24 protein-coding genes are annotated in these 25,162 nt (G+C 45.2%); 13 read left to right on the plus strand and 11 right to left on the minus strand.

What is annotated here, in order from left to right; genetic code table 11:
• The first annotated feature begins 284 nt into the window (after positions 1-284).
• Positions 285-1,475 carry a divalent metal cation transporter gene (locus tag KO501_RS01640; RefSeq protein WP_252728086.1) on the plus strand — a complete coding sequence of 397 codons (1,191 nt, stop codon included), beginning with the start codon at positions 285-287 and terminating at the stop codon, positions 1,473-1,475.
• A gap of 126 nt (positions 1,476-1,601) precedes the next feature.
• Here KO501_RS01640 and KO501_RS01645 read toward each other — a convergent pair whose 3' ends face one another.
• The gene (locus tag KO501_RS01645; protein WP_216027899.1) at positions 1,602-3,131 is read right to left on the minus strand and encodes a fumarate hydratase; all 1,530 of its coding nucleotides are present in this window, start codon (positions 3,129-3,131) and stop codon (positions 1,602-1,604) included.
• A 159-nt stretch (positions 3,132-3,290) separates the two neighbouring features.
• Between KO501_RS01645 and pabB the strand changes: the two genes are divergently transcribed.
• From pabB to KO501_RS01660, 3 genes are all read left to right on the plus strand, one after another.
• Complete coding sequence (gene pabB, locus KO501_RS01650) at positions 3,291-4,691, plus strand: aminodeoxychorismate synthase component I (RefSeq protein WP_216027900.1); 1,401 nt, start codon at positions 3,291-3,293, stop codon at positions 4,689-4,691.
• Positions 4,688-5,275 carry a CoA pyrophosphatase gene (locus tag KO501_RS01655; protein ID WP_216027901.1) on the plus strand — a complete coding sequence of 196 codons (588 nt, stop codon included), beginning with the start codon at positions 4,688-4,690 and terminating at the stop codon, positions 5,273-5,275. The genes pabB and KO501_RS01655 overlap by 4 nt, the downstream gene beginning before the upstream one ends.
• 275 nt (positions 5,276-5,550) lie before the next feature.
• Complete coding sequence (locus KO501_RS01660) at positions 5,551-6,924, plus strand: L-serine ammonia-lyase (RefSeq protein ID WP_216027902.1); 1,374 nt, start codon at positions 5,551-5,553, stop codon at positions 6,922-6,924.
• Between the two features lie 15 nt (positions 6,925-6,939).
• Here KO501_RS01660 and cysB read toward each other — a convergent pair whose 3' ends face one another.
• Entirely contained in the window at positions 6,940-7,914 is a 975-nt protein-coding gene (gene cysB / locus KO501_RS01665) for an HTH-type transcriptional regulator CysB (protein WP_216027903.1), read from the minus strand.
• 203 nt (positions 7,915-8,117) lie between these two features.
• On the opposite strand from cysB, the gene KO501_RS01670 reads away from it, so the two are divergent.
• Positions 8,118-8,816 carry a HAMP domain-containing sensor histidine kinase gene (locus KO501_RS01670; RefSeq protein WP_216027904.1) on the plus strand — a complete coding sequence of 233 codons (699 nt, stop codon included), beginning with the start codon at positions 8,118-8,120 and terminating at the stop codon, positions 8,814-8,816.
• Positions 8,817-8,872: 56 nt separating this feature from the next.
• The gene (locus tag KO501_RS01675; protein WP_216027905.1) at positions 8,873-9,634 is read left to right on the plus strand and encodes a hypothetical protein; all 762 of its coding nucleotides are present in this window, start codon (positions 8,873-8,875) and stop codon (positions 9,632-9,634) included.
• Positions 9,635-9,710: 76 nt separating this feature from the next.
• Here KO501_RS01675 and KO501_RS01680 read toward each other — a convergent pair whose 3' ends face one another.
• Complete coding sequence (locus KO501_RS01680) at positions 9,711-10,598, minus strand: LysR family transcriptional regulator (protein WP_216027906.1); 888 nt, start codon at positions 10,596-10,598, stop codon at positions 9,711-9,713.
• A 104-nt stretch (positions 10,599-10,702) separates the two neighbouring features.
• Between KO501_RS01680 and KO501_RS01685 the strand changes: the two genes are divergently transcribed.
• The 3 genes from KO501_RS01685 to KO501_RS01695 all read left to right on the plus strand — a co-directional run bounded on the left by KO501_RS01685 (position 10,703) and on the right by KO501_RS01695 (position 13,505).
• Positions 10,703-11,410, plus strand: coding sequence for a CoA transferase subunit A (locus tag KO501_RS01685; RefSeq protein ID WP_216027907.1), 708 nt, complete (start codon positions 10,703-10,705; stop codon positions 11,408-11,410).
• Positions 11,411-11,412: 2 nt separating this feature from the next.
• On the plus strand, positions 11,413-12,069 hold the full coding sequence (locus KO501_RS01690; RefSeq protein ID WP_216027908.1) for a CoA transferase subunit B: 657 nt from the start codon (positions 11,413-11,415) through the stop codon (positions 12,067-12,069).
• Positions 12,070-12,179: 110 nt separating this feature from the next.
• The gene (locus KO501_RS01695) at positions 12,180-13,505 is read left to right on the plus strand and encodes a DEAD/DEAH box helicase (protein ID WP_216027909.1); all 1,326 of its coding nucleotides are present in this window, start codon (positions 12,180-12,182) and stop codon (positions 13,503-13,505) included.
• 54 nt (positions 13,506-13,559) lie between these two features.
• On the opposite strand, the gene KO501_RS01700 is transcribed toward KO501_RS01695, so the two are convergent.
• The 3 genes from KO501_RS01700 to KO501_RS01710 form a co-directional block, all read right to left on the minus strand.
• Positions 13,560-13,802, minus strand: a complete 243-nt coding sequence (locus KO501_RS01700; protein WP_332932983.1) for an EF-hand domain-containing protein — start codon at positions 13,800-13,802, stop codon at positions 13,560-13,562.
• A gap of 60 nt (positions 13,803-13,862) precedes the next feature.
• On the minus strand, positions 13,863-14,861 hold the full coding sequence (locus KO501_RS01705) for a rhodanese-related sulfurtransferase (RefSeq protein WP_216027911.1): 999 nt from the start codon (positions 14,859-14,861) through the stop codon (positions 13,863-13,865).
• A 91-nt stretch (positions 14,862-14,952) separates the two neighbouring features.
• On the minus strand, positions 14,953-15,465 hold the full coding sequence (locus KO501_RS01710; protein WP_216027912.1) for a VC2046/SO_2500 family protein: 513 nt from the start codon (positions 15,463-15,465) through the stop codon (positions 14,953-14,955).
• 122 nt (positions 15,466-15,587) lie between these two features.
• Here KO501_RS01710 and KO501_RS01715 point away from each other — a divergent pair, with 122 nt between their 5' ends.
• Both KO501_RS01715 and KO501_RS01720 read left to right on the plus strand, forming a co-directional pair.
• Entirely contained in the window at positions 15,588-17,225 is a 1,638-nt protein-coding gene (locus KO501_RS01715) for a response regulator (protein WP_216027913.1), read from the plus strand.
• A 90-nt stretch (positions 17,226-17,315) separates the two neighbouring features.
• The gene (locus KO501_RS01720) at positions 17,316-17,843 is read left to right on the plus strand and encodes a DUF1993 domain-containing protein (protein WP_216027914.1); all 528 of its coding nucleotides are present in this window, start codon (positions 17,316-17,318) and stop codon (positions 17,841-17,843) included.
• A 36-nt stretch (positions 17,844-17,879) separates the two neighbouring features.
• Here the strand turns inward: KO501_RS01720 and KO501_RS01725 are convergent, their stop codons facing one another.
• A complete protein-coding gene (locus KO501_RS01725; protein WP_216027915.1) occupies positions 17,880-18,725 on the minus strand; it encodes a DUF6279 family lipoprotein in 846 nt (281 codons plus the stop codon).
• A 234-nt stretch (positions 18,726-18,959) separates the two neighbouring features.
• On the opposite strand from KO501_RS01725, the gene KO501_RS01730 reads away from it, so the two are divergent.
• Positions 18,960-19,958: an ATP-dependent 6-phosphofructokinase gene (locus tag KO501_RS01730; protein ID WP_216027916.1), complete on the plus strand. Its 999-nt coding sequence runs from the start codon at positions 18,960-18,962 to the stop codon at positions 19,956-19,958.
• A 45-nt stretch (positions 19,959-20,003) separates the two neighbouring features.
• Here KO501_RS01730 and KO501_RS01735 read toward each other — a convergent pair whose 3' ends face one another.
• The 4 genes from KO501_RS01735 to KO501_RS01750 all read right to left on the minus strand — a co-directional run bounded on the left by KO501_RS01735 (position 20,004) and on the right by KO501_RS01750 (position 23,220).
• Positions 20,004-20,831 (minus strand): LytTR family DNA-binding domain-containing protein, encoded by an 828-nt coding sequence (locus KO501_RS01735; protein WP_216027917.1) that lies wholly within the window; start codon positions 20,829-20,831, stop codon positions 20,004-20,006.
• Between the two features lies 1 nt (position 20,832).
• On the minus strand, positions 20,833-21,906 hold the full coding sequence (locus tag KO501_RS01740; protein ID WP_216027918.1) for a histidine kinase: 1,074 nt from the start codon (positions 21,904-21,906) through the stop codon (positions 20,833-20,835).
• A 116-nt stretch (positions 21,907-22,022) separates the two neighbouring features.
• A complete protein-coding gene (locus KO501_RS01745; protein ID WP_216027919.1) occupies positions 22,023-22,484 on the minus strand; it encodes an Mpo1-like protein in 462 nt (153 codons plus the stop codon).
• Positions 22,485-22,530: 46 nt separating this feature from the next.
• The gene (locus tag KO501_RS01750; RefSeq protein WP_216027920.1) at positions 22,531-23,220 is read right to left on the minus strand and encodes a PilZ domain-containing protein; all 690 of its coding nucleotides are present in this window, start codon (positions 23,218-23,220) and stop codon (positions 22,531-22,533) included.
• Positions 23,221-23,334: 114 nt separating this feature from the next.
• Here KO501_RS01750 and KO501_RS01755 point away from each other — a divergent pair, with 114 nt between their 5' ends.
• On the plus strand, positions 23,335-25,113 hold the full coding sequence (locus tag KO501_RS01755; RefSeq protein WP_216027921.1) for a PDZ domain-containing protein: 1,779 nt from the start codon (positions 23,335-23,337) through the stop codon (positions 25,111-25,113).
• Positions 25,114-25,162 lie beyond the last annotated feature (49 nt).

The raw sequence follows: 25,162 nt of genomic DNA on the forward strand, positions 1-25,162 counted from the left end.
TTTCTTTATGCCTCGATCATGCGCAAACTTCATCCTACTCAAATAACATTATATTTATATAGAACATCACATTTGTTAACATTTGATTCTTTGGGACAGCTTTTATTCGTTAATGAGTGTCTTTTTTTAAAACACTGACCTGATTGTTCCATACCATTGGTGATAGAATACGTCGCCCTATTTACCCATATTGAATCTGTAGCAGGAACACAGAGTTGAAATCAGCCCTCTCATCCTTCGGTAACGTTAAACAAATTATCAACTTACTTGGCCCCGGTGTATTAATGGCCACGGCAGCGGTTGGTGGCAGCCATTTAGTCGCATCGACCCAAGCTGGCGCCCAATATGGCTGGCAACTGGCGTTACTGGTCCTGTTAGTCAACATTTTCAAATACCCGTTTTTTCGTGCAGCGGTATCCTATACGTTAAGTACTGGGGAAACCTTACAACACGGCTATATGCAACTGGGCAAGCCGTACTTATTACTTGCGTTGGGTCTTAACGCTGTGGCGTCTGTGGTCAATGCTGCGGCGCTGCTTATGTTTGCCGCTAGTTTGCTAAGTTACTTTATACCCATGGCTGTGCCCATTCCTGTGATGGCCGGCATTATACTTGCGATCATTCTATTTATTTTATTGGCCGGCCATTATCAGGCCTTAGATACAGTATCGAAAATCATTATGGTGGTGCTCGTCATTGCCACGGTAACGGCTGCCATTGCGGCGTGGCAAAATGGCCCAGTAGCAGATGAACACTTTGTCAGTCCATCGCCCTGGACACTGGCAGCCATTGGATTTTTGGTAGTTACCATGGGGTGGATGCCCGCGCCCATCGAGATTTCAGGGATCACATCGTTGTGGTTAAAAAGACAACGGCAAGAAAAGTCTGTCACAATGCGCTCGGCGTTGTTTGATTTTAATTTAGGTTATATTACTACCCTGCTACTGGCACTGGTATTTCTTGCCCTTGGCGCTTTAGTTTTGCATGGTAGCGGTGAAAAGCTCGCCACAGGGGGCATTGGTTTTTCTAAACAACTGGTGGATCTTTACGCCCATACGATTGGCGAATGGGCACGTGGTCTGATTGCCATCATCGCCTTTTTGTGTATTTTTGGCTCAGCACTGACAGTATATGATGGCTATTCACGGGCGGTGGCCGAAGCCGTTATGCTATTACGGGGTAAAAGTGACACCCCGGGTAGTGTCTTTATGGTTACCTTATGCGCTGTCGCCGCGGTTAGCTTTATTATTGTGCTGTTTTTTAAATCAGCCCTATTAGCCATGCTAGGCTTTGCCATGACACTGGCTTTTACCACCACGCCCATTTTTGCTTGGTTAAACCATAAGCTTGTAAATAGGTTAAAACAGACCAATCAAATCCATTCAGGTAAATGGCTTACCGTGGTTAGCTATTTAGGCTTGCTCTATTTATTTGGATTTCTATTTTTGTTTATTATTTGGAAGTGGTTTCTTTAGTCATTTCCGCGGCGATAGAAGCCATGTATAAGTGGCATTACCACCCCCCCATTTGGCCGAGCATTAGCCGAATATTAAAGATAAAAAAAGGGTACCTTAAAGGTACCCTTTTGTTCACTTATCCTGTTACTTTGATAACGCGTTATCTAACTCTTCAATTTTGGCTTTCCAGATTGCTGGGCCAGTTTTGTGGGCATTCGCACCCGTACTGTCTACAGCAACGGTAACCGGCATATCTTCCACTTCAAATTCGTAAATGGCTTCCATACCAAGATCTTCAAACGCCACGACACGTGCCTTTTTGATGGCTTTTGACACTAAGTAGGCGGCGCCACCTACTGCCATCAAATACACGGATTTGTGTTTGGCGATAGAATCCACAGTGGCCGGTCCACGCTCGGCTTTACCAATCATGCCGGCAATACCGGTTTTTTCCAACATCATGTCGGTGAACTTATCCATCCGCGTAGCGGTAGTAGGGCCAGCCGGTCCAACCACTTCGTCGCCCACTGCATCTACAGGGCCTACGTAGTAAATAAATTTGCCGTTTAAGTCCACCCCTTCAGGCAAACCTTCACCATTTTCTATCATTGTTTGTAAACGCTTATGGGCCGCATCACGACCGGTTAGCATTTTACCCGATAATAAAACGGTCTCGCCCACTTTCCATTCTTGGATGTCTTCTTTTGTAACTTCATCCATGTTCACGCGGCGGGTGTTTTCACTGACTTCCCAAGTCACTTCTGGCCATTCTTCTAATTTAGGCGCTTTTAAATCTGCAGGGCCGCTGCCATCAAGATAAAAATGAGCATGACGGGTAGCCGCGCAGTTAGGGATCATGGCAACAGGTTTGGACGCTGCGTGGGTGGCAACCGATTTAATTTTAACATCCACTACCGTGGTTAAACCGCCTAACCCTTGGGCACCAATACCAAGTTTATTTACCGCATTGAAAATATCCACACGAAGTTTTTCGTCAGTAGTTTCAGGGCCTCGATCAATGAGTTCTTGAATATCTACTGGGTCCATCAGGCTTTCTTTTGCAAGTACCGCCGCTTTCTCAGCCGTACCACCAATTCCAAGCCCCAACATACCCGGTGGGCACCAACCAGCCCCCATGGTTGGTAAGGTTTTTACCACCCATTCCACAATATCGTCAGAAGGGTTAAGCATGACCATTTTGGATTTGTTCTCGGAGCCGCCACCTTTGGCTGCAATCATGACTTCAATTTTATCCCCTGGCACCATATCGATATGCACCACTGACGGGGTGTTGTCTTTGGTATTTTTACGGGCACCAGCTGGATCGGCCACAATGGAGGCACGCAAAGGGTTATCGGGGTTGGTGTATGCGCGCCGGGTGCCTTCATCTACCATCTGCTGGACCGTCATGTCGGTTTTATCCCAGCTAACGGCCATACCGATTTTAACGAAACAGGTTACGATGCCGGTATCCTGGCACAGTGGACGTTTGCCTTCAGCAGACATACGAGAATTAATCAGAATTTGCGCCATGGCATCTTTTGCAGCCTGGCTTTGCTCCCGTAAATAGGCTTTTTCCACCGCTTTTACGTAATCCAAGGGATGATAGTAAGAAATGAACTGTAGCGCATCTTCTATACTATCGATGAAGTCTTGTTGACAAATAACGGTCATGGCGTCCTCTTTTCTTATAGCCTTTGTGGTGTTAAGGAATGGAAAAAGCGTATACTAGCGCATCTTCATATGGTGCACCACGCTTTACACGTGCGACTTTGGTGTCACTTGTAATATTGATTATAAAGGCTTTTGCTGTACGCAGGTAACCATTTTCGTATGTATTCACCGCAATCGACAACACTTCTTATCGAAACGGTTAAAACCGATTTACCTTTTTCGGCAATTTTTGCCCGTGTTGCCCATCAACCATACGCTCTGCTGTTTGATTCTGCCGGTGAATATGGCGAATTAGGTCGCTTTAAAATCATGGTTTTCGATCCAGTTTTCAGTGTGGAATGTAAAGCGGGTGAGACCGCGTTAATTGAACACAGCAGTGGTAGCAAAAGCCGTCTGGACATGACACCTTTTGAGGCCGTAAAGCACCTGCAACATCCGGCCCTAGATAGCATTGACATTGAGTCGCAGGTAGCCGCTGACACTATCGCTGCACTACCTTTTCTTATAGGCACCGCTGGCCTTGCAGGCTATGACAGCGGTCGATTTTATGAACAACTGCCATCCCAAGCCGCGCACCAATACGCCTGCCCTGATTTTGCGGTCGGGCTTTATGAACAATCACTGATTCAAGATACGAAAACGGGAAGCATTTATAGTTGCCGATTATCCCATCGGCCAAACATTTCTTGGTTAGTAGACGCACCTTTGCCTTCAGCTGCTCCCTTTGCTTTAACCTCACCTTGGCAATCCAATTTATCGAAACAGGATTATCTCCAGGCATTAGACGCTGTTCATCACTATTTACGCGCCGGCGACTGTTATCAAGTTAACATGGCCCAACGTTTTAGTGCCCAATATAACGGTGATGAATGGCAAGGGTTTCAAGCCCTAAGTGAGGCAAATGAAGCGCCCTTTTCCGCCTTTATGCGATTACCTACAGCTTGTGTAATGAGTATTTCACCGGAGCGCTTTATTGCCGTTCGTAATAAACAAGTAGAAACACGGCCGATTAAAGGAACACGCCCGCGAAGTGACGACATAGAAACCGATCGCTTAGCGGCCGAATCGTTGCTTCAAGCTGAAAAAGATCGCGCTGAAAATTTAATGATTGTTGATCTATTAAGAAATGACCTGAGTAAACATTGCCTACCTCACAGCGTACAAGTGCCGGCTTTATTCGCCCTTGAAAGCTATGCGGCGGTGCACCATATGGTAAGTACGGTGGTCGGTCAGCTTAAACCGGATGCAAGCCCTTTTGACCTATTAGCAGGGGCTTTTCCCGGTGGCTCTATTACAGGCGCGCCTAAAATAAGGGCAATGGAAATTATAGAGGAACTCGAACCCCATAGACGTAACGTATACTGTGGTAGTTTGTTTTACTGCGGTTATCGTCAAGATATGGATTCAAGCATTTTGATCCGCACATTACTTGCTGAAAATGGCACCCTACACTGCTGGGCGGGCGGCGGTATTGTTCTTGACTCGGTGCCCCAGGAAGAATACCAAGAGACATTAGATAAAGTGGCAAGAATTCTGCCCGTTCTTGAGAGGTTATCATGACAAAAAGCGAGTTCCTTCAGCGCTTTCATCATCTTCGTTCCGTACGTCCCGAGGCGGATTTTTCAGTAACAACCCCTACCCGTAATGCTGCGGTGTTGGTTCCCTTGGTGGACTACCCTAATGGACTACAAGTTTTATTCACACAACGGGCAAAACATTTGCGTCATCACCCCGGAGAGATCAGCTTTCCTGGCGGCGGAGAAGAACACACCGACCGTTCTTTAGTGGAAACCGCGTTGCGGGAAACCCAAGAAGAAGTAGGCATACCCAGCGAAAATATTGAGGTTATCGGCGCACTGCCTCCTTATCGAACCATCAGCGGTTATTCGATGACGCCTATCGTAGGCGTAGTTCGAGCCGGCGTAGCCCTTACCTTAGACAAAAACGAAGTCGACAGTGCCTTTGAAGTGCCACTATCATTTTTAATAGATAGACGAAACCACCTGATTCACCACTCCACGAATACCCAGACGCCCTTCCCCATTTATTTTATGCCCTGGCAAGATAAAATGATTTGGGGAGCAACCGCTGCCATTATTCGTAACTTATCCCACCATTTGCATTCGCCAGTGGGTGTTCTGTAAACCACTTTTCATGTTTTAAAGCACACCCTAGGCCTCTGGATAACCATCCGGTAGTTTTTGAATCGATTTCATTAGCATTGTTTATCCTGCTATTAGCATTTCTATATTGTAGTTACAGCCAATCCTATGCAAGATCATCCCTTATTTTTCCCTAGCTATGCGGGCGAGGCTTTACATCTCGCTGTGCGATGCTACGTTAAGATCAGCGCTTCACAATAAGGATGTGACGCCGGTTTACATTTGCAATTCACACAATAATAAGAGTACAGAATTAAATGATCAGTGTTTTCGATATGTTTAGCGTTGGGATAGGTCCTTCAAGCTCACACACCGTCGGCCCAATGCGCGCGGGAGCCGAGTTCGCCGCTGCCTTAGCGAACACCGATCAGCTTAAAGATATCGCCGCTGTTAGGGTGGAACTATTCGGCTCGTTAGGTCAAACTGGCAAAGGTCACGGCACAGGTAAAGCGGTGATCCTAGGGTTGTTAGGTAAGCATCCAGAAACCGTTGATATAGATAAAATTGAACAGTACCTAGACCAGGTACAAGTAAGTCAGCGTCTTGATTTACATGGCGAACAACAAATCAAATTTCCCAATAAGAACGCCATTGTATTTCATCGGCGAAAAACACTCCCTAAACATGCTAACGCCCTTACTTTTTACGGCTATAACCACGACGAACAGTTGGTCTGTTCGCAAACCTATTACAGTATTGGTGGTGGTTTCATTATCAAAGACGAAGATTTTGATGCCGCCAAAACACTGGCTATGACCAATCAGGTATCTGTGCCCTTCCCTTACAAAACCGCAGAAGAACTTTGCCGACAATGCGATATTAACGGCTTGCGCATTAGTTCGTTAATGTTAAAAAACGAGAGCGTCCGCCACTCAGTGGCTGAAGTGAAACAAAAACTATTTGATATATGGTTAACGATGAAAGCCTGTATCGAACGCGGGATTGAAAATGAAGGGATCTTGCCCGGCGGTTTAAAAGTGGTGCGTCGTGCTCCAGGCTTGTATCGTCGTTTGCAATCGGAACGCTCTGCCGATCCGATGCAAACCATGGATTGGGTAAACTTATTCGCGTTAGCGGTCAATGAAGAAAATGCTGCCGGTGGCCGGGTGGTCACTGCACCCACAAATGGTGCTGCGGGTATTATTCCTGCGGTGATGGCGTATTTTGATAAGTTTATTCGTCCCATGGATGAAGAAACGGCGGCGCGGTTTCTCCTTACTGCCGGTGCCATAGGGATATTATATAAAGAAAATGCCTCAATATCTGGCGCTGAAGTAGGTTGCCAGGGCGAAGTGGGTGTGGCTTGTTCCATGGCTGCTGGCGCATTAGCAGAAATTATGGGCGGAACCGTTTCTACGGTCGAGAACGCAGCGGAAATTGGTATGGAACATAACCTTGGTCTAACCTGCGATCCTGTGGGAGGGTTAGTTCAGGTACCCTGTATCGAACGTAATGCCATGGGCGCCATCAAGGCGATTAATGCCAGTCGCTTAGCATTACGTGGGTCTGGTGAGCACAAAGTTTCCCTTGATAAGGTAATTAAAACCATGCGTGATACCGGTAACGACATGAAAACCAAATATAAAGAAACCGCCAGAGGTGGTCTGGCAGTGAATATAATCGAATGCTAATACCCGTAAGTGGGGTTACTTGACCGGTAAGGTGATCCCACGAAACATCTTTTCCACCTCATCGTTATTTTTCAGCATCATGGCTTTTTCAACCTTATCTTTGGTTAGGTGTGGGGCGAAGCGTTCTATAAAATCAAACATATAAGTTCTTAAGAACGAGCCTTTTCTAAAACCAATTTTGGTGGTGCTGTAATCGAATAAATGAGATGCATCAATTTTGACAAGATCATCGTCGAGTTCATCACTGACCGCCATCGAGGCAATCACGCCAATACCCACCCCAAGTCTCACGTACGTCTTTATCACGTCAGCGTCCGTGGCTGTGAACACAATTTTCGGTGTTAATCCCGCCCGTTCAAATGCCTGATCTAACTCTGAGCGCCCGGTAAAGCCAAATACATAGGTCACCAATGGATATTGGGCAATATCCGCGATATCGATGGAACCTTTTTTCGACAACGGATGATCTTTGTTAACAATAACACTGCGATTCCAGTGGTAACATGGCAACATAACCAAATCGTTATACAGATGCAAAGCCTCTGTGGCGATGGCGAAGTCAGCCTCGCCCTTTGCGGCTAAATCAGAAATTTGCGATGGCGTACCTTGATGCATATGCAGCGATACTTTAGGGTATTTATTCATAAACCCCTGAATAACGTCAGGTAATGCATATCGGGCTTGCGTGTGAGTGGTGGCAATATTAAGCTTACCTTGATCCGGCAGCGTATGTTCACGGGCGACAGATTTAATACTCTCAACTTTTGCAAGTATCTGACGGGCAATATTGATCACGTCTGTACCCGCATCGGTGACATGAGTCAGGTGCTTACCACTACGACCGAATATCTGCACGCCAAGTTCGTCTTCAAGCATGCGAACTTGCTTGCTTATCCCAGGTTGTGAGGTGAAAAGACTTTCTGCAGTTGCGGATACATTCAAGTTGTTGTTTTGAACTTCTACTATATAGCGAAGTTGCTGTAGTTTCATTCTTCTGTCCCTCACCGGCTGGAACTTTTTTATTAACTGACTAACGTTATAACTAAAACCAGCAATTATTGCTATAGTCGATTTTGTTATAGTGACAGATTAAAACACAAAAACACCGGAGTTTGTTGGAGTTTTACCGGTTGTTTTACCTAACATAATGATGGCAACCCAAATTAAACTGAATTTTAGAGAGCAGAAATTTCATGGCTGATAATATTCCTTCTCACACTATCGACTTTTCTTCAGTACTTGCTGCTGCTGTACACGATATGAAAAATTCGCTCTGCCTACTTATCCAATCTATCGAGTCATTAACCGAGCAAATACCGCCAGATAACGGTACGGCAATTGAACAAGTAGCGAATGTGCATTACGAGGCCAGTCGTCTCAATACCAACCTGGTGCAGATCCTTTCTCTTTATCGAGCGGAACTCGATAAATTGCCTATTACCGTTGATGAGTGTTTTGTTGATGATCTGTTCGAAGATGTACTTTCTTCGGTACGTATTTACAGTGAACAAAAGCAACTTAAAGTGACCTCTTGCATAGACGGCGTAATAAGCTGGTATTTAGACCGAGAATTAATCTTTTTGCTGGTTAACGATGTGGTCATTAACGCCATGCGCTATGGCACCTCTCGCCTTCACGTAAGTGCTGAGGTGGTTGATGATTTTCTAATCTTACGAGTAGAAGATGATGGCCCAGGTTACCCCCCTGCAATGCTGGCACGAAGTACAGAGGAACTGAGCGATTTTCATGTTAGCCAGGGACGGACAGGTTTGGGGTTATATTTTGCCCGCTTAATTGCCAATGCTCACAGTAAAGGCCTGCGAATCGGCGAGATTTCGTTAACCAATGGTGGTACGCTAGGCGGCAGTGTTTTTGAAGTAAGATTGCCTTAAAATTTTCTCGCATTAGTCGATAAAGGCAACGAAGTCACTTAATTGGAATCCCAAACATGTTTACCATAATAATAATATTGATTGTGGTGCTCATTGTTGCTGCCATTATTATCAACGCTTGGCAACAACATCGCGCTAAACAAGAAGCCGATCGGCGTATAGAAATCTCTAAGCACAGAACCATTATTGATGATACAGAAAAAGTCATCATGGCCAGTGTAAATATGCCCATCTCTGAACGGTTAATGGGGATCCTTCAAAGCCGAGTATTAGCCGCTTTAAAAGGGTTGAATGAATTAGGCGCTGGCAATGCAACGATAAAGCAACGGATCATAGACGCTGAAAAAAATATCCTCAGTGCGGAAAGCGCAGGTCCAGCCTCTCTGAATGATTTTTCTTTACCCGATAATGACAAACTCATTATTCAATACATTCAGGCGGTGAAAAAACTACGAGTCCTGCTTCGCTCTGAGCATTCTAAGGGAAAAATCAGCAGTAAAGTTTTTGCTGAAGAAGATAAGTTGCTTGAACGACTGCAGCTCAAAGTCAATGTGGAAACCTTGGTGAAACGTGGACGCAGTGCCATGCAATCAGACATGCTAGGCTCAGCCCGCCAGTATTTTGAAAAAGCCATTACTGCCCTGGATAATCAGACGCAGCCTGACGAATATATTGTAAGCCGCTCTAAAACGCTAAAAGAATGGCTAAAAACCATTCAAGACGATCTAAAGCAATCTAATGCGGAAGACCGCGCAAGAAAACAAGAAGAAGAGCGAGACGAGCTCGACGAATTGTTTGCGCCAAAGAAAAAATGGTAACCGCCCACCTTTGGCGTTACTCCTTAGACGTTTCCAGCGGGCGCAACACCCGCTGGCTTATGCCATCTAACGTCCCTCACCCTTTACTGCATTTTATACACAACGCCCAGAACTCCTCTGCGGCCACAGAAAGTCCGCCTCGTTGACTCCGTATTATCCCCACAGATTTAGATAAAGGATTATTCTGAATAGGTTTGCAGATCAGTCCCTTCATTGTCATTTGCCGGGTACACAACGAGGGAACCACAGAAATCCCCATCTTTTGCGATATAAATTGCCCCACTGAACCTAGCTGACCGGTTTCTGCGATGATATTTAACTTCCCCCTGCCTTGTGCCGCCGCTTCCGTCCAACGCCGAACCGCAGAACCTCTATTCATGGCAATAAACGGATAAGCTAACAACGCGGTCCAAGGCACACTGGGCACATCTTCTAGAGCATGGCCTGGGTGCACCACCGCCACAAAATCGTCTTGAAATAAAGGGGTATAATTTAGCCCGTCTTTTATTTCAGGTTCAAAGGTAAACCCTAGCTCGGCATTACCACTTATCACATTTTCGATGGTGGCTTCCATCACCACATCGAGCACCCGAATACGAATATTAGGAAATTGACTATGGTAGGTGTTTAACAAGCCTGGCAAACGGCTTTCTGCAAAAGACGGCATGGCAGATACGGTTAACTTCCCCTGTTTCATGGCAAATAAATTTTGCATATCATGACAGGCTTCATCCCACTCATTCATCAAGCGCTTTGCCTTGGGTAGGAGGGTTTGTCCTTCTGGCGTGAGAGACACCCGACGCGTGCTGCGGCTGAACAGTTTGCCGCCAAGTTGTTCTTCCATTTTCTTGATGGAACTGGATAACGCAGGTTGTGTTAAATGCAGCTTTTCTGCTGCTTCTGCAAAGGTGGCTGATTCTGCAACGCAGATAAAAGCCTGCATGTTTCGATATGATACCGCCATAGTATTAAATTATTTTATTAATATTGATATAAAATTAATTTTACAAAATTTTAGCCTTCGCTGATACTCTTTTCTGACCTATAAAACATGAACAGGAGATTCATATGTCAGGTTTCGATAAAGTCGTTACCAGTTATGAAGCAGCATTAGAAGGCTTATCTAATGATATGACCATTGTGGCTGGCGGGTTTGGCCTATGTGGTATTCCAGAAGGCTTGATAGCGCAAATAAAATCACTGGGCGTTAGTGGCCTGACTGTGGTGTCTAATAACTGTGGGGTCGACGGATTTGGCTTGGGCATTTTGCTCGAAGATCGACAAATTAAAAAAATGGTTTCATCTTATGTGGGTGAAAATGCGCTGTTTGAAAAACAACTCTTAGATGGCGAGCTGGAAGTCGAATTGACCCCCCAAGGAACCCTTGCAGAAAAACTGCGGGCTGGCGGCGCCGGTATTCCTGCGTTCTATACCGCAACCGGTTACGGCACCCCCGTAGGCGAAGGTAAAGAAGTTAAAACCTTTGACGGCCGTCCTTACATTCTTGAAGAATCTATCACCGGCGATTTTGCCATTGTTAAAGCGTGGAAAGCAGACCGTTACGGCAATTGCATCTATCGTCATACTGCACAAAACTTCAATCCTATGGTGGCAACGGCGGGTAAAATTACCATTGTTGAAGTAGAAGAGATTGTGGAGCCCGGTGAATTGCCTCCGGAGCAGATCCACACGCCAGGGATTTATGTGGATCGCGTTATCAAAGGCACTTTTGAAAAGCGCATTGAACGAAAAGTTACCGCGAAACAGGAGGCGTAATCATGGCTTTAACAAGAGACCAAATTGCAATGCGCGTGGCCCAAGAATTCCAAGACGGCAATTATGTTAATTTAGGCATTGGTATCCCTACCCTTGCCGCTAATTACGTGCCTGATGGCATTGAGGTTATGTTGCAATCAGAAAATGGCTTATTGGGAATGGGCCGGTATCCTACCGAAGAGGAAATGGATGCGGATATGATTAACGCAGGTAAAGAAACCGTAACGGCTATCACCGGCGCATCCATCTTCAGTTCAGCAGAAAGCTTTGCCATGATCCGAGGCGGGCATGTGGATTTCACCGTACTGGGCGCCTTTGAAGTGGATGTAGAAGGTAACATTGCCAGTTGGATGATACCCGGTAAATTAATTAAAGGCATGGGCGGGGCCATGGATCTGGTGGCGGGTGCGAAAAATATCATTGTCACTATGACCCACGCAGACAAACGTGGTAATTCCAAACTGCTTCAGTCCTGCACGCTTCCACTAACCGGGGTGAATTGTATTACCCGTATCATTACTGATTTAGCGGTGCTGGAAGTGGCCGATGGCGCTTTCCATCTACAGGAGCGTGCTCCGGGCGTGTCTGTGGAAGAAATTCAACAAAAAACAGCCGGCAAGCTAGTGGTGCCTGACAATGTACCGGAAATGCGTTTTTAACGGAAAATGTGAATCTAGACAAAAATAAGGGGCCTAATTTAGGCCCCTTTTCTTTCACTTCATAAAACAATCATGGATAATACAACCAACGTTATTCATGAGGCACACCTTTGCAAATTGCAGATCTACCCGTACACCACAAAATTATCCAACGGCTGACCGATAAAGGGTTAGAAACACTCACGGACATTCAGCAGCGTACTATCCTGCCCGCGTTGCAGGGTAAGGATATTATGGCGTCTTCAAAGACCGGTTCGGGTAAAACGCTGGCGTTTCTTATTCCCCTTGTGCATCGATTAATGACAACAAGGGCATTGAGTAAACAAGATCCCCGGGCCCTAATTTTGGCTCCCACTCGGGAATTAGCAAAGCAGGTATTCAGTGAACTTCGCAGTTTAGCGACTCCCGTGGGCATTCAATGTGCTCTCATTGTCGGCGGCGAAAACTTCAATGACCAAACGAAGGTGTTAAGACGTAGCCCTCACATTATCGTGGGCACCGCAGGCCGTGTGGCAGATCATTTAGAAGGTAAGTCATTTTTTATTAACGGTCTAGAAGTGCTTATTTTTGATGAAGCCGACAGAATGATGGATTTGGGTTTTGCTGAACAGTTAAACCTTATTAATCAGTATGCTGATCATCGAAAACGCCAAACTATGTTGTTCTCCGCCACGCTGGACAACCTAGCCCTGGATCATCTTACTTCTCAATTGCTAAAATCTCCGGTACGTGTTGCCATCGGTAACGCCACAGAAGCCCATCAGGATATTACCCAGACCCTGTATTTCGCTGATAACATTGAACATAAAGATATCCTGCTAACTACCTTACTGACAGAGCAAGATTACAACCAAGCGGTGGTATTTACTGCCACTCGACAAGACACCGATCGGTTGGCTGCTTTACTTAATGAAACCCACAAAGAAGCCATTGCCTTGCGTGGGGATCTGCCCCAACACTCACGAGCCGCGATCATGAACGATTTTAGTCGTGGTCAATACAGTGTGCTGGTTACCACAGACTTGGCCTCCAGAGGGTTGGATTTACGAAAAGTGGGTTTGGTAATTAACTTTGATTTACCCAAACAAGCGGATGAATACATTCACCGTATTGGTCGTACAGGCCGAGCCGGTGATAAAGGCGTTGCCATTTCTTTAGTTGGTCCTCGAGACTGGACAAGCTATCTGGCCATTAGTGAACATGTAAGTTACCCCCTTGCATGCTGTTCCCACGATGAATTTCCAGCCAAATTCCGTGGTAAAGCCTTAGCCAAAGAAAAGCGCAACAAAACCGATGCACAAAAACACACTCGCGCACAGACAGGCGCAAAGCCTACCGCCACTATAAGGCGCGTCAACACCATGGAAGGTGAAGATATCGGCAACGTACCTATCAAGAAGAAAAGACGCTCTGATATTATTGACGAGGAAGAATAAAAAAAGGCGGATGATGTTAGCATCATCCGCCTTTTTTTTAAGTTTTACCGCGGGTTAGTATTCCCACCAAGCTTCTTGCCACCACTGAAGAAACTCATCAAAATCAATAAATCCATCGTTATTGCTATCGATAAGTTTAAAGCCTTCTTCCACATGACTGGCTTTAGTTTTGGGCGAAAGAACAGTGAGTAATTCGATAAATTCGGTAAGATCGATTTGACCGTTACCATCTTGGTCGAAAAAACTAAAATCTTTCTTAATTTCCGCGATTTTTTCTTCTGAAAGTTGCGTGCTCACTAAAAATCCTAAAAACATTGCATACAATGTTGGCAGTGTAACGTTCAACTTTCCCAGTGTCTACTGTGAGGCTTTTTGTTTCGCTTCTAGTGCCCTTTTTCGCTGTGCCGCCGCTTTTTCTTTTCGCCGTTTTTCCATGGCCAATCGGGCATCGCTGCCGACGTGTTCTTCTGCTCGCGCTTTGGCTAATTGTACTTGCTTTTCCCGTTCGCGAAAGCGAGCTATCTGATCTTCAGAATGGGTGCCGTAACAATGCGGACAACTCACGCCTGGCTCGTACTTATCAGATTGTTTATCTTCGTCGGTAATGGGTAAGCGACAGGCATAGCAAGCTTCATAGTGGCTTTTTTCTAAATCGTGATTAACCGCAACCCGATTATCAAAAACAAAGCAATCACCTTCCCACAAAGATTCCTCTTTAGGTACATCTTGCAGGTATTGCAAGATACCGCCTTCTAGGTGATACACCTCGTCAAACCCTTGCTCTTTTAAATAAGCGGTGGATTTCTCACAGCGGATCCCTCCCGTGCAGAACATGGCCACTTTTTTATGCTGCTTCGGATCCATATTCTCTTTCACATACTCGGGAAATTCCCTAAATGTTTTGGTCTGTGGATCGACGGCATGTTTAAAGGTGCCAATTTCAATTTCATAATCATTGCGGGTGTCGATAACAAGCACGTCAGGATCGCTGATAAGTGCATTCCAATCGGAGGGTTTAACATAGGTTCCCACCGTGTGGCGCGGGTCGATTCCCTCGACACCCATAGTCACGATTTCTTTTTTCAGCTTTACCTTGGTGCGGTAAAAGGGCTGTTCTTCGTGTAATGACTCTTTGGTAGAGATGGGGTTTATTCTGCTATCGCTATTTAGATAGGCAAGTAAATTGTCGATACCTTCTCGGGAACCTGACACCGTGCCGTTAATGCCTTCTTTGGCCAACAACAGTGTGCCTTTTATTCCCTGCGCTTCCATGGTTGCTAAAAGCGGTTGGCGCATGGCTTCAAAGTCATCAAGCGCCACAAATTTGTACATCGCACAAACGATATAATTAGACATAATAGATTGTTACCTTTGCTGATTGGAACGTAAAACCAGTGCAAAATGCGGCGCGCAATATACCAGATTTGCCGAGGGTTGCCAATTCCCCTTAGGCGGTAATAAACGCCGAAGCACGGGCTATCAGGTCATCTAATTGGGTAGGATCAGCGTTGAGTACAGCCTCGTTATCACACGATGACTTGAGCTTTTGCTGTGTGGCGTAACTACAATTTGTTTTAATGTCGTCGGACAGATAATGAGGGTCATTATACGCGCTAAGTGGTGCCGGATGCATGGTGTGCCAAAGGGCAAGATCAGACACTTGGCCATTTTGGGCTAACTTAGCACTGACTCTCAGTGCCTCCAGGTCGCTTTTATTGGGCGATAAAGACGCCTTAGGGTAATGATTTAGCCGTGCTAAAAAGTCATCATCCACAGAAGCGGAGTGACTAGGATCTTCAATACGAATAGCGGTATTGCCCGGCTGACAATGCATGGCAAGATACAAGGAAAACAACGCTCGGCTAGGCGTAGCCTGGGATAACCGACCCGACCATTCAAAATCAGTTAACTTGGGGCTGGCCGGTGCGGCCGTACTTGGATTTAAGAGATCATCAGTCATAATAACGCTATCGGCAACGTATCGAATAACTAAAGCCCAATACGTACTATATTGAATACTTGTATTTTTACCGTCTAGCACCGATCATTAATCTAAAGTAGAACGATGGGGATACCTCAAGTATGGACTATGCAGACAAAAGAGTACTGATTGTTGAAGATCAGCGCCCTTTCCTGCTCGTTTTGCGAGGCTTACTCCACGATATGGGCGCCACCGAAGTGGTGACTAAACCTTCAGCAGAGCAAGCCTTGTCGCTGTGTAGAAAGCGTAAATTCGATATTATCATTTCCGATTTGCATTTAGGCAGTGACAAGAAAAACGGTTTTGAATTTATAGAAGAATTACGAGGTAAGAAGCTTCTTAAGGCCACTTCTATTTTCATGCTGATCAGCGCTGACAGTACCCGGCCCATCGTTTTAGGCTCCATCGACCGTTCACCAGATGACTACTTAATAAAGCCTTTTTCTCAAGCACAAATCAAAGCCCGCCTTAACCGAGCATGGAACAAGCGCCAGCAACTCTTGCCTGTGTTTCAAGCTCTCCATGATGAAAACGAGCAACGGGCGCAGCAGCAAGCCGAGGCCTTATTTACCGCCAATACCCATTATCGGGGAACCTTAGCGCAAATACTCATTGAGATTTACTGGAAGAATAAACAATACGCTAAGGTAAACGAATTACTTGCTCAGTTTGATAAAGATCGCCACGTTCTATGGATCCGTATTTATCAAGCAAAAAACCTGCTGAAGATGGTAAAACTAGATGAAGCCAAGGCCATGGCTGAATCGGTACTGGTAAAAAATCGATTTAGTGCTGAAGCCCATGACATTTTAGCGGAATGCCAACACCTCGCCAATGAAGGGGAACCGGCATTAAAAACCATTCGTCAGGCGATAAAAATCTCCCCTTACTGTGTGCACCGGCACGTTACTGCCTGCAAAATTGCACGTAAATATAAAGACTTCGTGCTGGCAAGTGAAAGCGCTCAAGCCATTTGGCAACTGTCACGTAAAACCCTACAGCAACACGCCAATATTTGGTGTGAGTATATACGCAGTATTCTTGATGTGGCGGAACATGCCGAAGATAAACGAACTAAAAACCGCTATCAACAAGAAGCCTTGCTGGCCATGCAACGAGGAAAGTTTGATGAGTACCTGTGTCGTAACAATGACAACTTTGACTTTCTGATTTACGAACAGATCATCAATGCCAGAGTTTATTCCCTTGACGGTAAATTAGCCGACGCCAAACGCTCTATTGTTAGCAGCCAAGACGCCATTGAACAAAAATACGATGCTTACCCGGTTTTTTATGCCCCCGACAGTATTAAAGTATTTTTCGACCTCGGAGAATATGATGAGGCCGATACCCTGCTGCGTCTAGTTAATGACAATCACTATGCCATTGAAAATACGTTGATCCAGACCGACAAATTGAATGCCAGCGAGAACCAGCGTCAATATATGCTTCACAACAAAGAAGGAATTGAACACTATCAAGCCGGTGATTTCGATGCCGCCTACTTATCTTTCGGCCAAGCCCTTCATTTTGCGCCGGTAAATACCGGCGTAGCATTGAATCTACTGCAGTGTATTCTTAAGCTCATTAGTAAAAACACCACACGGGAACCCGGTTTACTCAACGAATGTCGGCGTTTAAATGCCCTGCTTGGTGGCATGCCAATGAAAACCCACTACCAGCAAAAATTTGATGATTTGAAAAAAGAAATCAAAGGCTTTATTGGTAAAGCGGCATAATCATATTGAAATCAATTAAAGCTTAGACACAGCCCTATTTCTGGGGCAATATTCAGCATGAATCTTAACTCTTTTAAAAAGGCACATTGAATGCTGAGTTTGTACGAAATAACCGTTATTAATTTTTCCCGTAACCTAGAAGCCTGCATTGACGTGATGACAAAAGGTGAGGCGTTTCTCACTGCTCAAAATATTGATCTGAATGCTATCGTTAACCTGCGCTTAGCCGATGACATGTTGCCGTTCAGTGCACAGGTTAATATTGCCGCGCACAATGCCGCAGGTGGCGTACAAGCCATGCTAGACGGTGAGTTCACACCACCGCAGGTGTCCTTAGACGGCTTGGATTATCAAGGCCTAATCGCCCATTTCAAATCCGCTCTAGCAACCTTAAATACCTTTAGCGCCGAAGAGGTTAACGGCTGTTTTGGTAAACCTTTATATTTTAAAGCAGGTGGTAATACCGTGCCTTTTACTAGCGAAAACTTCATTATGTCTTTCGCTGCCCCCAATGTGTATTTTCATACCACGACCATTTATGACATGTTACGAATGCAGGGTGTACCACTTGGTAAGAAAGATTACTTAGGCAACATGAAAATAGGTATTGCAGAATAACCCCACCTTCAAACCCATGTCCTTAGTAAACGGCGTTTACTGTTCAGTAAGCGCCGTAAGATCATCAATCATCTCATCGATATCGTTTAATAACTTTTGTTGCTGCTGCTCAGTTAGGGTTTTCGCAATATCCGCAGCTAAACGGGCTTGTGCAAGACTGTTTTGTTTCCAGACAGTGACAAACTCTTCACTCCGATATTGTTCAGGATCCATTAACAACGCTAATAAATTTGTTGCAAAATCATCACGGCTATTTCGGGTCGCAAAAAGCCGTCTTGCTCTTTGTTGTAAGTCTCGACGATAGTCTAACCATAATTGGGAGCTAGACCTGAACGACGGAGCGTAATCCATGACAATTTGTTGTTGTTGAGCAGTAAGGGAACCGATTCGTGACTCCATATCATCAACGATACCTTCAATGCGCTTATCCATTTGGGCTTGAGCAGGTAAGCCATGTCGCTTAGCAATTTTTTCTTCCCGTTCTTTATTTTCTGCCTCTAAGGCAGCAAATAGGTGAATTACTTGTTCGTCGCTGAGGCTTGTGGCTATGTCCACTAAAGGTGGGCTAATTTCCCGGCGAAACCGATCCCAGTGTTCCTTGGCCAATTCATAGTGGGCCAATAATCGGCGCTCGCTTAACCGACTTTGGGCAACATCGTTACGAACCTGCTTCAAATGGTCAATATACTTGGGTAACTCTTCACTGCGATGCCAATCTATCCATCGCCCCAGTTGAGCATCAAAGATGGCTTCTTGTTGATTATCCAGCTCGATATAATCATCCATATACCAATATACTAGCCAGTCAATATTGTTATACGCCAATTTACTGCTGCAACCTGCCAACAAAACCACTAAAGCCATGACTACATATTTTTTCATTTCGACCTCTGCTAAATAAAGCACTTGTATAGTCTGTCGACTCTTGTCTCGTAATGCAGCGAATTAAATGTAAGCAGCTATGTAAATATAGCGTGCCCGCCCTGCTCACTCATTGAACTGACTGTAAAAAAGTTTGATCTACAACATAAAATCGGTTGCCATCAAAGGCGCTATCTTGTTCTTTCGCAGCCACCGTGCGACTATTTATTTGGGTAGAACAGTTAAGGATATGGTGTGACGAAAAAAATCGCAATACTCACTTCTGGCGGTGATGCGCCAGGTATGAATGCCTGTATCCGCGCTATTGTGCTGGTTTGTGAGCGTTCAGGTTTCGACGTTTTTGGTTACAAGCGGGGCTACAACGGTTTATTAAAGCAGGAATACACCAAACTTTGTGCCGCTAAGGTCCATAATCTAGCCCAGCGTGGCGGCACCATTTTACACAGTGCCCGTTGTTTAGAATTTAAAGAAGATGTATCTGGTCAGCAGGCGGCTGACAATTTACAAGCATTAGGCATTGATACGCTTTTTGTTATCGGTGGTGATGGCTCTTTTCGCGGCGCACAACACCTTGGTCGTTTCTGGGATGGCCAAATTATCGGCTTACCCGGTACCATCGATAACGATATTGCCGGCACTGATGCCACTATCGGTTATTTCACTGCCATCGAAACGGCAGTGGAATCCGTAGATAAAGTCCGAGATACCGCCGATGCTTTTGAACGAATCTTTCTGGTTGAAGTGATGGGCAGGCACGCCGGGTTTCTCGGTCTCAACGGCGCACTCGCCTCTGCCGCCGATTATGTCATTTTGCCTGAATTATTTGAAAATGAAGACAGCACCCTAGGTGACATTTTAGACCAACTCGGTGAGCGCAGAGAGCAACGAGGCGACGTCAGTTACATCATCATACTGGCAGAAAATGTTTGGCCTGCTGGTATTGCAGATTTAGCAGAAAAAATTGAGGCGCGAACCAAAACCGAAGTTCGTCCCGTTATTCTAGGTCATGTGCAACGCGGCGGTTCTCCGGTGTCACAAGACAGACTGCTTGCCTTGAAGCTAGGCGCATATGCCGCTACCTTGGTTGGAAAACCGGTCACTGGGGTAATGATTGGGGAACAAAATGGTCAAGCGGTGGCAGTGCCACTCAGTAGTACTTGGGCGACAAACAAGCCCTTAGACACCCTGTCGGTAGAAACCATGCGGTTGCTGATGAATAACCGTTACGCGTAACCATTTAAGCAGGCCGGAAAGTTATCCGGCCCGTTAAAACCAAGGTTACATCTTCATGGCGGCTTTTACTTTATCCCGATGACTACGACTGACTTTAAGCTCGGTATCATTTTGCAAAATGAGGTGGTATTCACCGCTGATATGGCTAACTAATTTTTTAACAAAACGTATGTTCGCAATAGCAGAGCGGTGAACCCGCACAAACCATTGAGGATTTAACTCTTGTTCAAGCTCTTTCATGGTTTTACGCATAATATGCATACCATCAAGGGCGTGAACACACATGTAATCCCCTGCTGCGTCTATCCACTGAATATCTTGCACCGCAACCCGGGTTACTTCAGAACCATCTTTAATGGCCAGCACTTCAGGATACGGATTGGTTTCAATACTCTCACCACTGGCCAATTTGCGTAGTATCTCTTCGCAATCATCGCCGGTTAACTCTGCCACCAGATTCACCAATTTACGTGATTGTTCGTCTTGATGTTGGTTGACGCAGTAATCCCGAACTTTGCTTAGCGCCGCCGCCAAGCGATTATCATCGGCAGGTTTTAGCAAATAATCCACGGCGTGGATGTCAAAGGCTTTGATGGCATAACTGTCATAAGCCGTGACAAATACAATCATGGGTATGGGTTGATTGAGTTCTCGAAGCTTATGGATCACTTGAAAACCATTGAGCCCAGGCATTTGAATATCTAGAAAGACCAGATCGGGGCGATTTTTTGAAATGGTACTAACGGCATCGAGGCCATTTTGGCATTCAGCAATAATCTCGATGTCTGAGTGGCGCTCTAAACGGGCACGCAACCCTTTTCTCGCTAATGGCTCATCGTCCACTACAATGGTTTTTATCTTTAGTTCATTCATGTTAAACGTCTTTTACTTCGTAAGGGATGCGCAATCGTATCCTCACACCGGAGGGTTGATTATGCTCAACTGAAAATGCGAAATTTCGTTGATACAATGATTGCAAACGTTCCTTAATGTTAACTAAACCCACCCCGTTTTCACGGCGCAACTGTCCATCTTTTATTTCAGCTCCAGGTCCATTATCCGCCACATCGATTAATAGGTCATTACCAAATTGTCTTGCAGTAATACAAATCTGACCACCATCTTCCATTTTAGAAATGGCGTGTTTTATTGCATTTTCAATGAGGGGTTGCAAAATCATGCTCGGGACTAGCGCGCCCTCGCACTTCTCTTCGATATCCCAAACGACTTCTAATCTATCATCAAACCGAACTTTTTCGATTTCTAAATACAGGCGCAGTACTTTCATTTCCTCACCTAGCGACACCCGCTTGATGGGATCGTTATCTAACGAATAACGCAAAAAGTCACTTAGTCGAGACACCATAGCTTCAGCGATATCGTTCTCTTTAAGCAAAATAAGGGTAGAAATCGCATTAAGGGTATTAAACAAAAAGTGCGGATTAAGCTGATACCTAAGCATTTTAATATGAGCTTGATGGGCCATGGTACTGGCTTTTAATGCGTTTTGCTTTTCTTTCTGCAGCATCTGGAAATTTTTAATACCAAAATAGACGCCGCTCCAGCATCCCACCATAATGAGTGAATTAATGGTGTTGGTAAAATACAAGTACCAGGCATCAGGTCGATAACCGTGCTTATAAATTTCCCAGTAATTGATATTTTTAACCACCGCCCAAACAAGGGCGACAACATAACAGGCTAACACCACCACAAAAATCATTTTTAGCGGTGATAAGGTACGGGCCCAGCGAAATACGTAACGCAAAGGAATGGTAAGCAACCAACCTGCGTAAGCATTAAGCATAATAATAAATACCCAGATAGGGCGAACATCATGAAGAAATGATCCAATATAATAAACCAACGCAAATCCGGCCCACCCTCCACTATGGAGAGTCCAGAAGAGACGTTCGTTACTTTCATAGACCTTTTGCCAACGAGTCACATTTGTACCGTAAAATCAAATAGTAAAATTAATTATACGCAGTTAGTGCCAAGACGTGTCCAACTTAGTCGTGCATCGTATACGGCTGGTCGCAGTTAACTGGGTTAATCCATGTCCTAATAGGCAATATTGAGGCGTTTAAGCCAGTGAGTCCACCACCACGCAGGCCCGACGAGGAGAAATCGAATATCATCAAAAAATGAGGGTTTTTTGCCTTCAATTTTGTGCCCGACAAATTGCAATACCCACATCACAACAAACAACAGAAAACAACATTGCCATACAGGAATGGGTGACAGGGCAATGAGCTCAATCACTGCGAAACTAGCGATAGTTAGCAGGGTCATGGCAGCACCGATTGGTCCAGAAAGGCGAAAGTAATAATACAACACCGGTAGCACAACAATATGAGCCCAAGTGACATCCGTTCGAGCAAAAAACTCAGGTACCGGCAAGCTCCAAAGCAAACCGATGGTAACAAGGTAAATCGCTGGCACCGCAACCGTGTGGATCGCTACATTGGTACGGTTTTGATGGCTTTCACCATATAGCGCCAGTAAGCGATCAATTTGTCTCATGGTGTATCCCAATTTACCCTGTATGCCTTATTATCGGCGCTTATGGTTATCCAAGTAAGATGTGCCGTTCTAGCAGAACATCCACCGAACCTTGCTCATCACTAAACTGAATACCGTGATACCGGTAACGTTTATCTTCAGTAATATTTTTTACCAGCGCTTCTATCTTAATGGTTTCACCGTCAAGTTTACAGCCTAATGTTATATTTTTGTTAACACTTAATGCCACGGCTTCGGATTCTTTTGTTATCGCAAGCTTGCAGCCTTTTTTCGACACATCCACAATTAAGCCTTTTATTTTGCTTTTATCCGAAGCGGCTTGGCCTTCGTCAATTAAAACGCTAACCGGAATACCGGGTTGCGAACGTTTTTCTGCACGTAGTCCACGGCTTTGTATCGTACTGGGAAAATCGGTAATAAGAATACTAATGGGCTTGCTAAAGCATTTTAGAATATCGACTTTAAACGCAATAACCTGTCCAAACTCTCCTTCGATAACGAAGCGCACTACCACACTGTTTCCGGTAACAAGCTGATCACGGATATTGGCCCACTTATGGCTATTGGGTACCTGAAAAATAAAACCATTGGGAATATCCATACCCACATAGAAGGTTTTTAATCGTTGAGGGGCGGTGGGGGTGTCGATTTGTAAGTCAACCACCGTTCCCGGTGCCAGCGTTTGCAATATTGCGATGTCTTGTTTATTTAACGCTGGTGCTGCCTTATTTGCCATATACGTCTAATTCCGCTAACTGTTCTAACCTTAATATAACCACACTTTGTACATACTGACAAAATGCCATTTTTACGGCATCATAATAAACCGTGTTTTCAAACTGGATCGCCAATGAACTGCCTGCATTATGCACTGTCTGTACAATCAAGTGCGGAACATCTGTTCGCCGTAACATTAACTATACCACCGTCCAATCACAATACGCTGACGTTAACCCTTCCTAGCTGGATCCCCGGCAGTTATATGATTCGAGACTTCGCTAAAAACCTCATCACCTTGCAGGCAACCGCTAGCGATGGAAAAACGTTATTAGCGACGAAAACAGACAAGCAAACCTGGCAGATTGAAAACCATGGGGCTGGGGTAACGCTATCTTATACTGTCTATGCCTTTGATCTTTCCGTGCGCACCGCGTTTCTTAACGATGAATACGGCTTTGTAAACGGAACCAGTGCCTTTTTACAGGTACAAGAATTCCCCCAATTGGCCTGTGAACTTACCGTTTCGTTACCCCAAAGCCACGCACACTGGCACATAGAAACCAGCATGCCTCGCCACGACGCAGGCCACTATATTAGCGCCAATTATGAAGAGCTTATTGATCACCCGGTATTTATGGGCGAATGTGTTACCGATGCTATTACGGTAAAAGGGGTTGAATTTGTATTTTTATATAGCGGCCACACCCCGGTAAACACCCAACGCATTTGTCAGGATATGATCCCCATCTGCGAGCATCATCTAACATTATTCGGTGAACCGGCGCCAATTAGCCGTTATGTTTTTATGACCTTACTCAGTGATACGGGCTTTGGCGGCCTTGAACACCGCAGCTCAACCGCCCTGCTTTATCCTCGGTTTGATTTACCGTTGCAGCGTGAAGGTGGAAAACGAACTGACTCGTACATTACGTTTTTAAGTTTGTGTTGCCATGAATTATTCCATACGTGGCACGTCAAACGTCTTCGTCCCAAGGTACTGTTGTCCCCTGATCTTAGTCAGGAAGTTTACACGCCCCAGTTATGGATTTATGAAGGCTTTACCAGCTTTTATGACGACCTAACGTTAGCAAGAACCGGCTTAATTTCTCCTCGCAAGTACCTTGAAATTGTGGGGCAAAACCTCACGCGACTTCAAGTAACCGCCGGACGTAAGAAACAATCGGTGGCCAGTTCTAGCTTTGATGCATGGACGAAATTTTACAAACAAGACGCCAGTGCACCAAATAACATTGTTAGTTATTACACCAAGGGTGGCATTATTGCGTTTGGTCTTGATTTACTTTTACGGGAAAAAAGTGACGGTAAGGTTACCCTAGATCACCTCATGCAAGCGTTATGGGCGCAATTTGGTCAAGATGAGTTGGGCACTGAAGATGCGGTAATCGAAACGGTGTGCAAAGACACGTTTAATATCGACATTACTGATTTTATCAATAAGGTTGTTTATGGCACGTTTGATGTGCCTCTCAGTGATTGGTTAGAGCAAATAGGCGTGAGTTTACATACTCGCCCGAAAAACGGCCTTGCCGACAAAGGCGGAACGCCCCCCGCCTCGGCGTATCAAAAACATCCCTTAGGGGCGATGATAAAAAATGCCGAAACCGGCGTCACTGTTTTAGTGGTACTAGAAGATGGTGCAGCATGCCAAGCCGGTCTTCAAGTGAATGACCGCATTATTGCAATGAATGACTGGGTGATAAACGACGTACTGTTACAACGGTTACTTAACCAAACCAAGGCATCATCTGTGGCCCTCACTGTGTTACGGGACGGTCGCCTGCTTAATCTAACTCTGCCCGTCCTCCCTGAACAAGACGAAGCCTGCTATTTCACCATTGATAATGAAGAGAAATTAACGGCTTGGCTTAAACCGCCGACGAGCGCTTAAAAACGAGTTGCCAGTCACTCGCTAACAGTGAGGTACTGGCACTCACCAA

It is taken from the genome of Alteromonas sp. C1M14 (assembly GCF_018860965.1).
GTDB lineage: Bacteria > Pseudomonadota > Gammaproteobacteria > Enterobacterales > Alteromonadaceae > Alteromonas.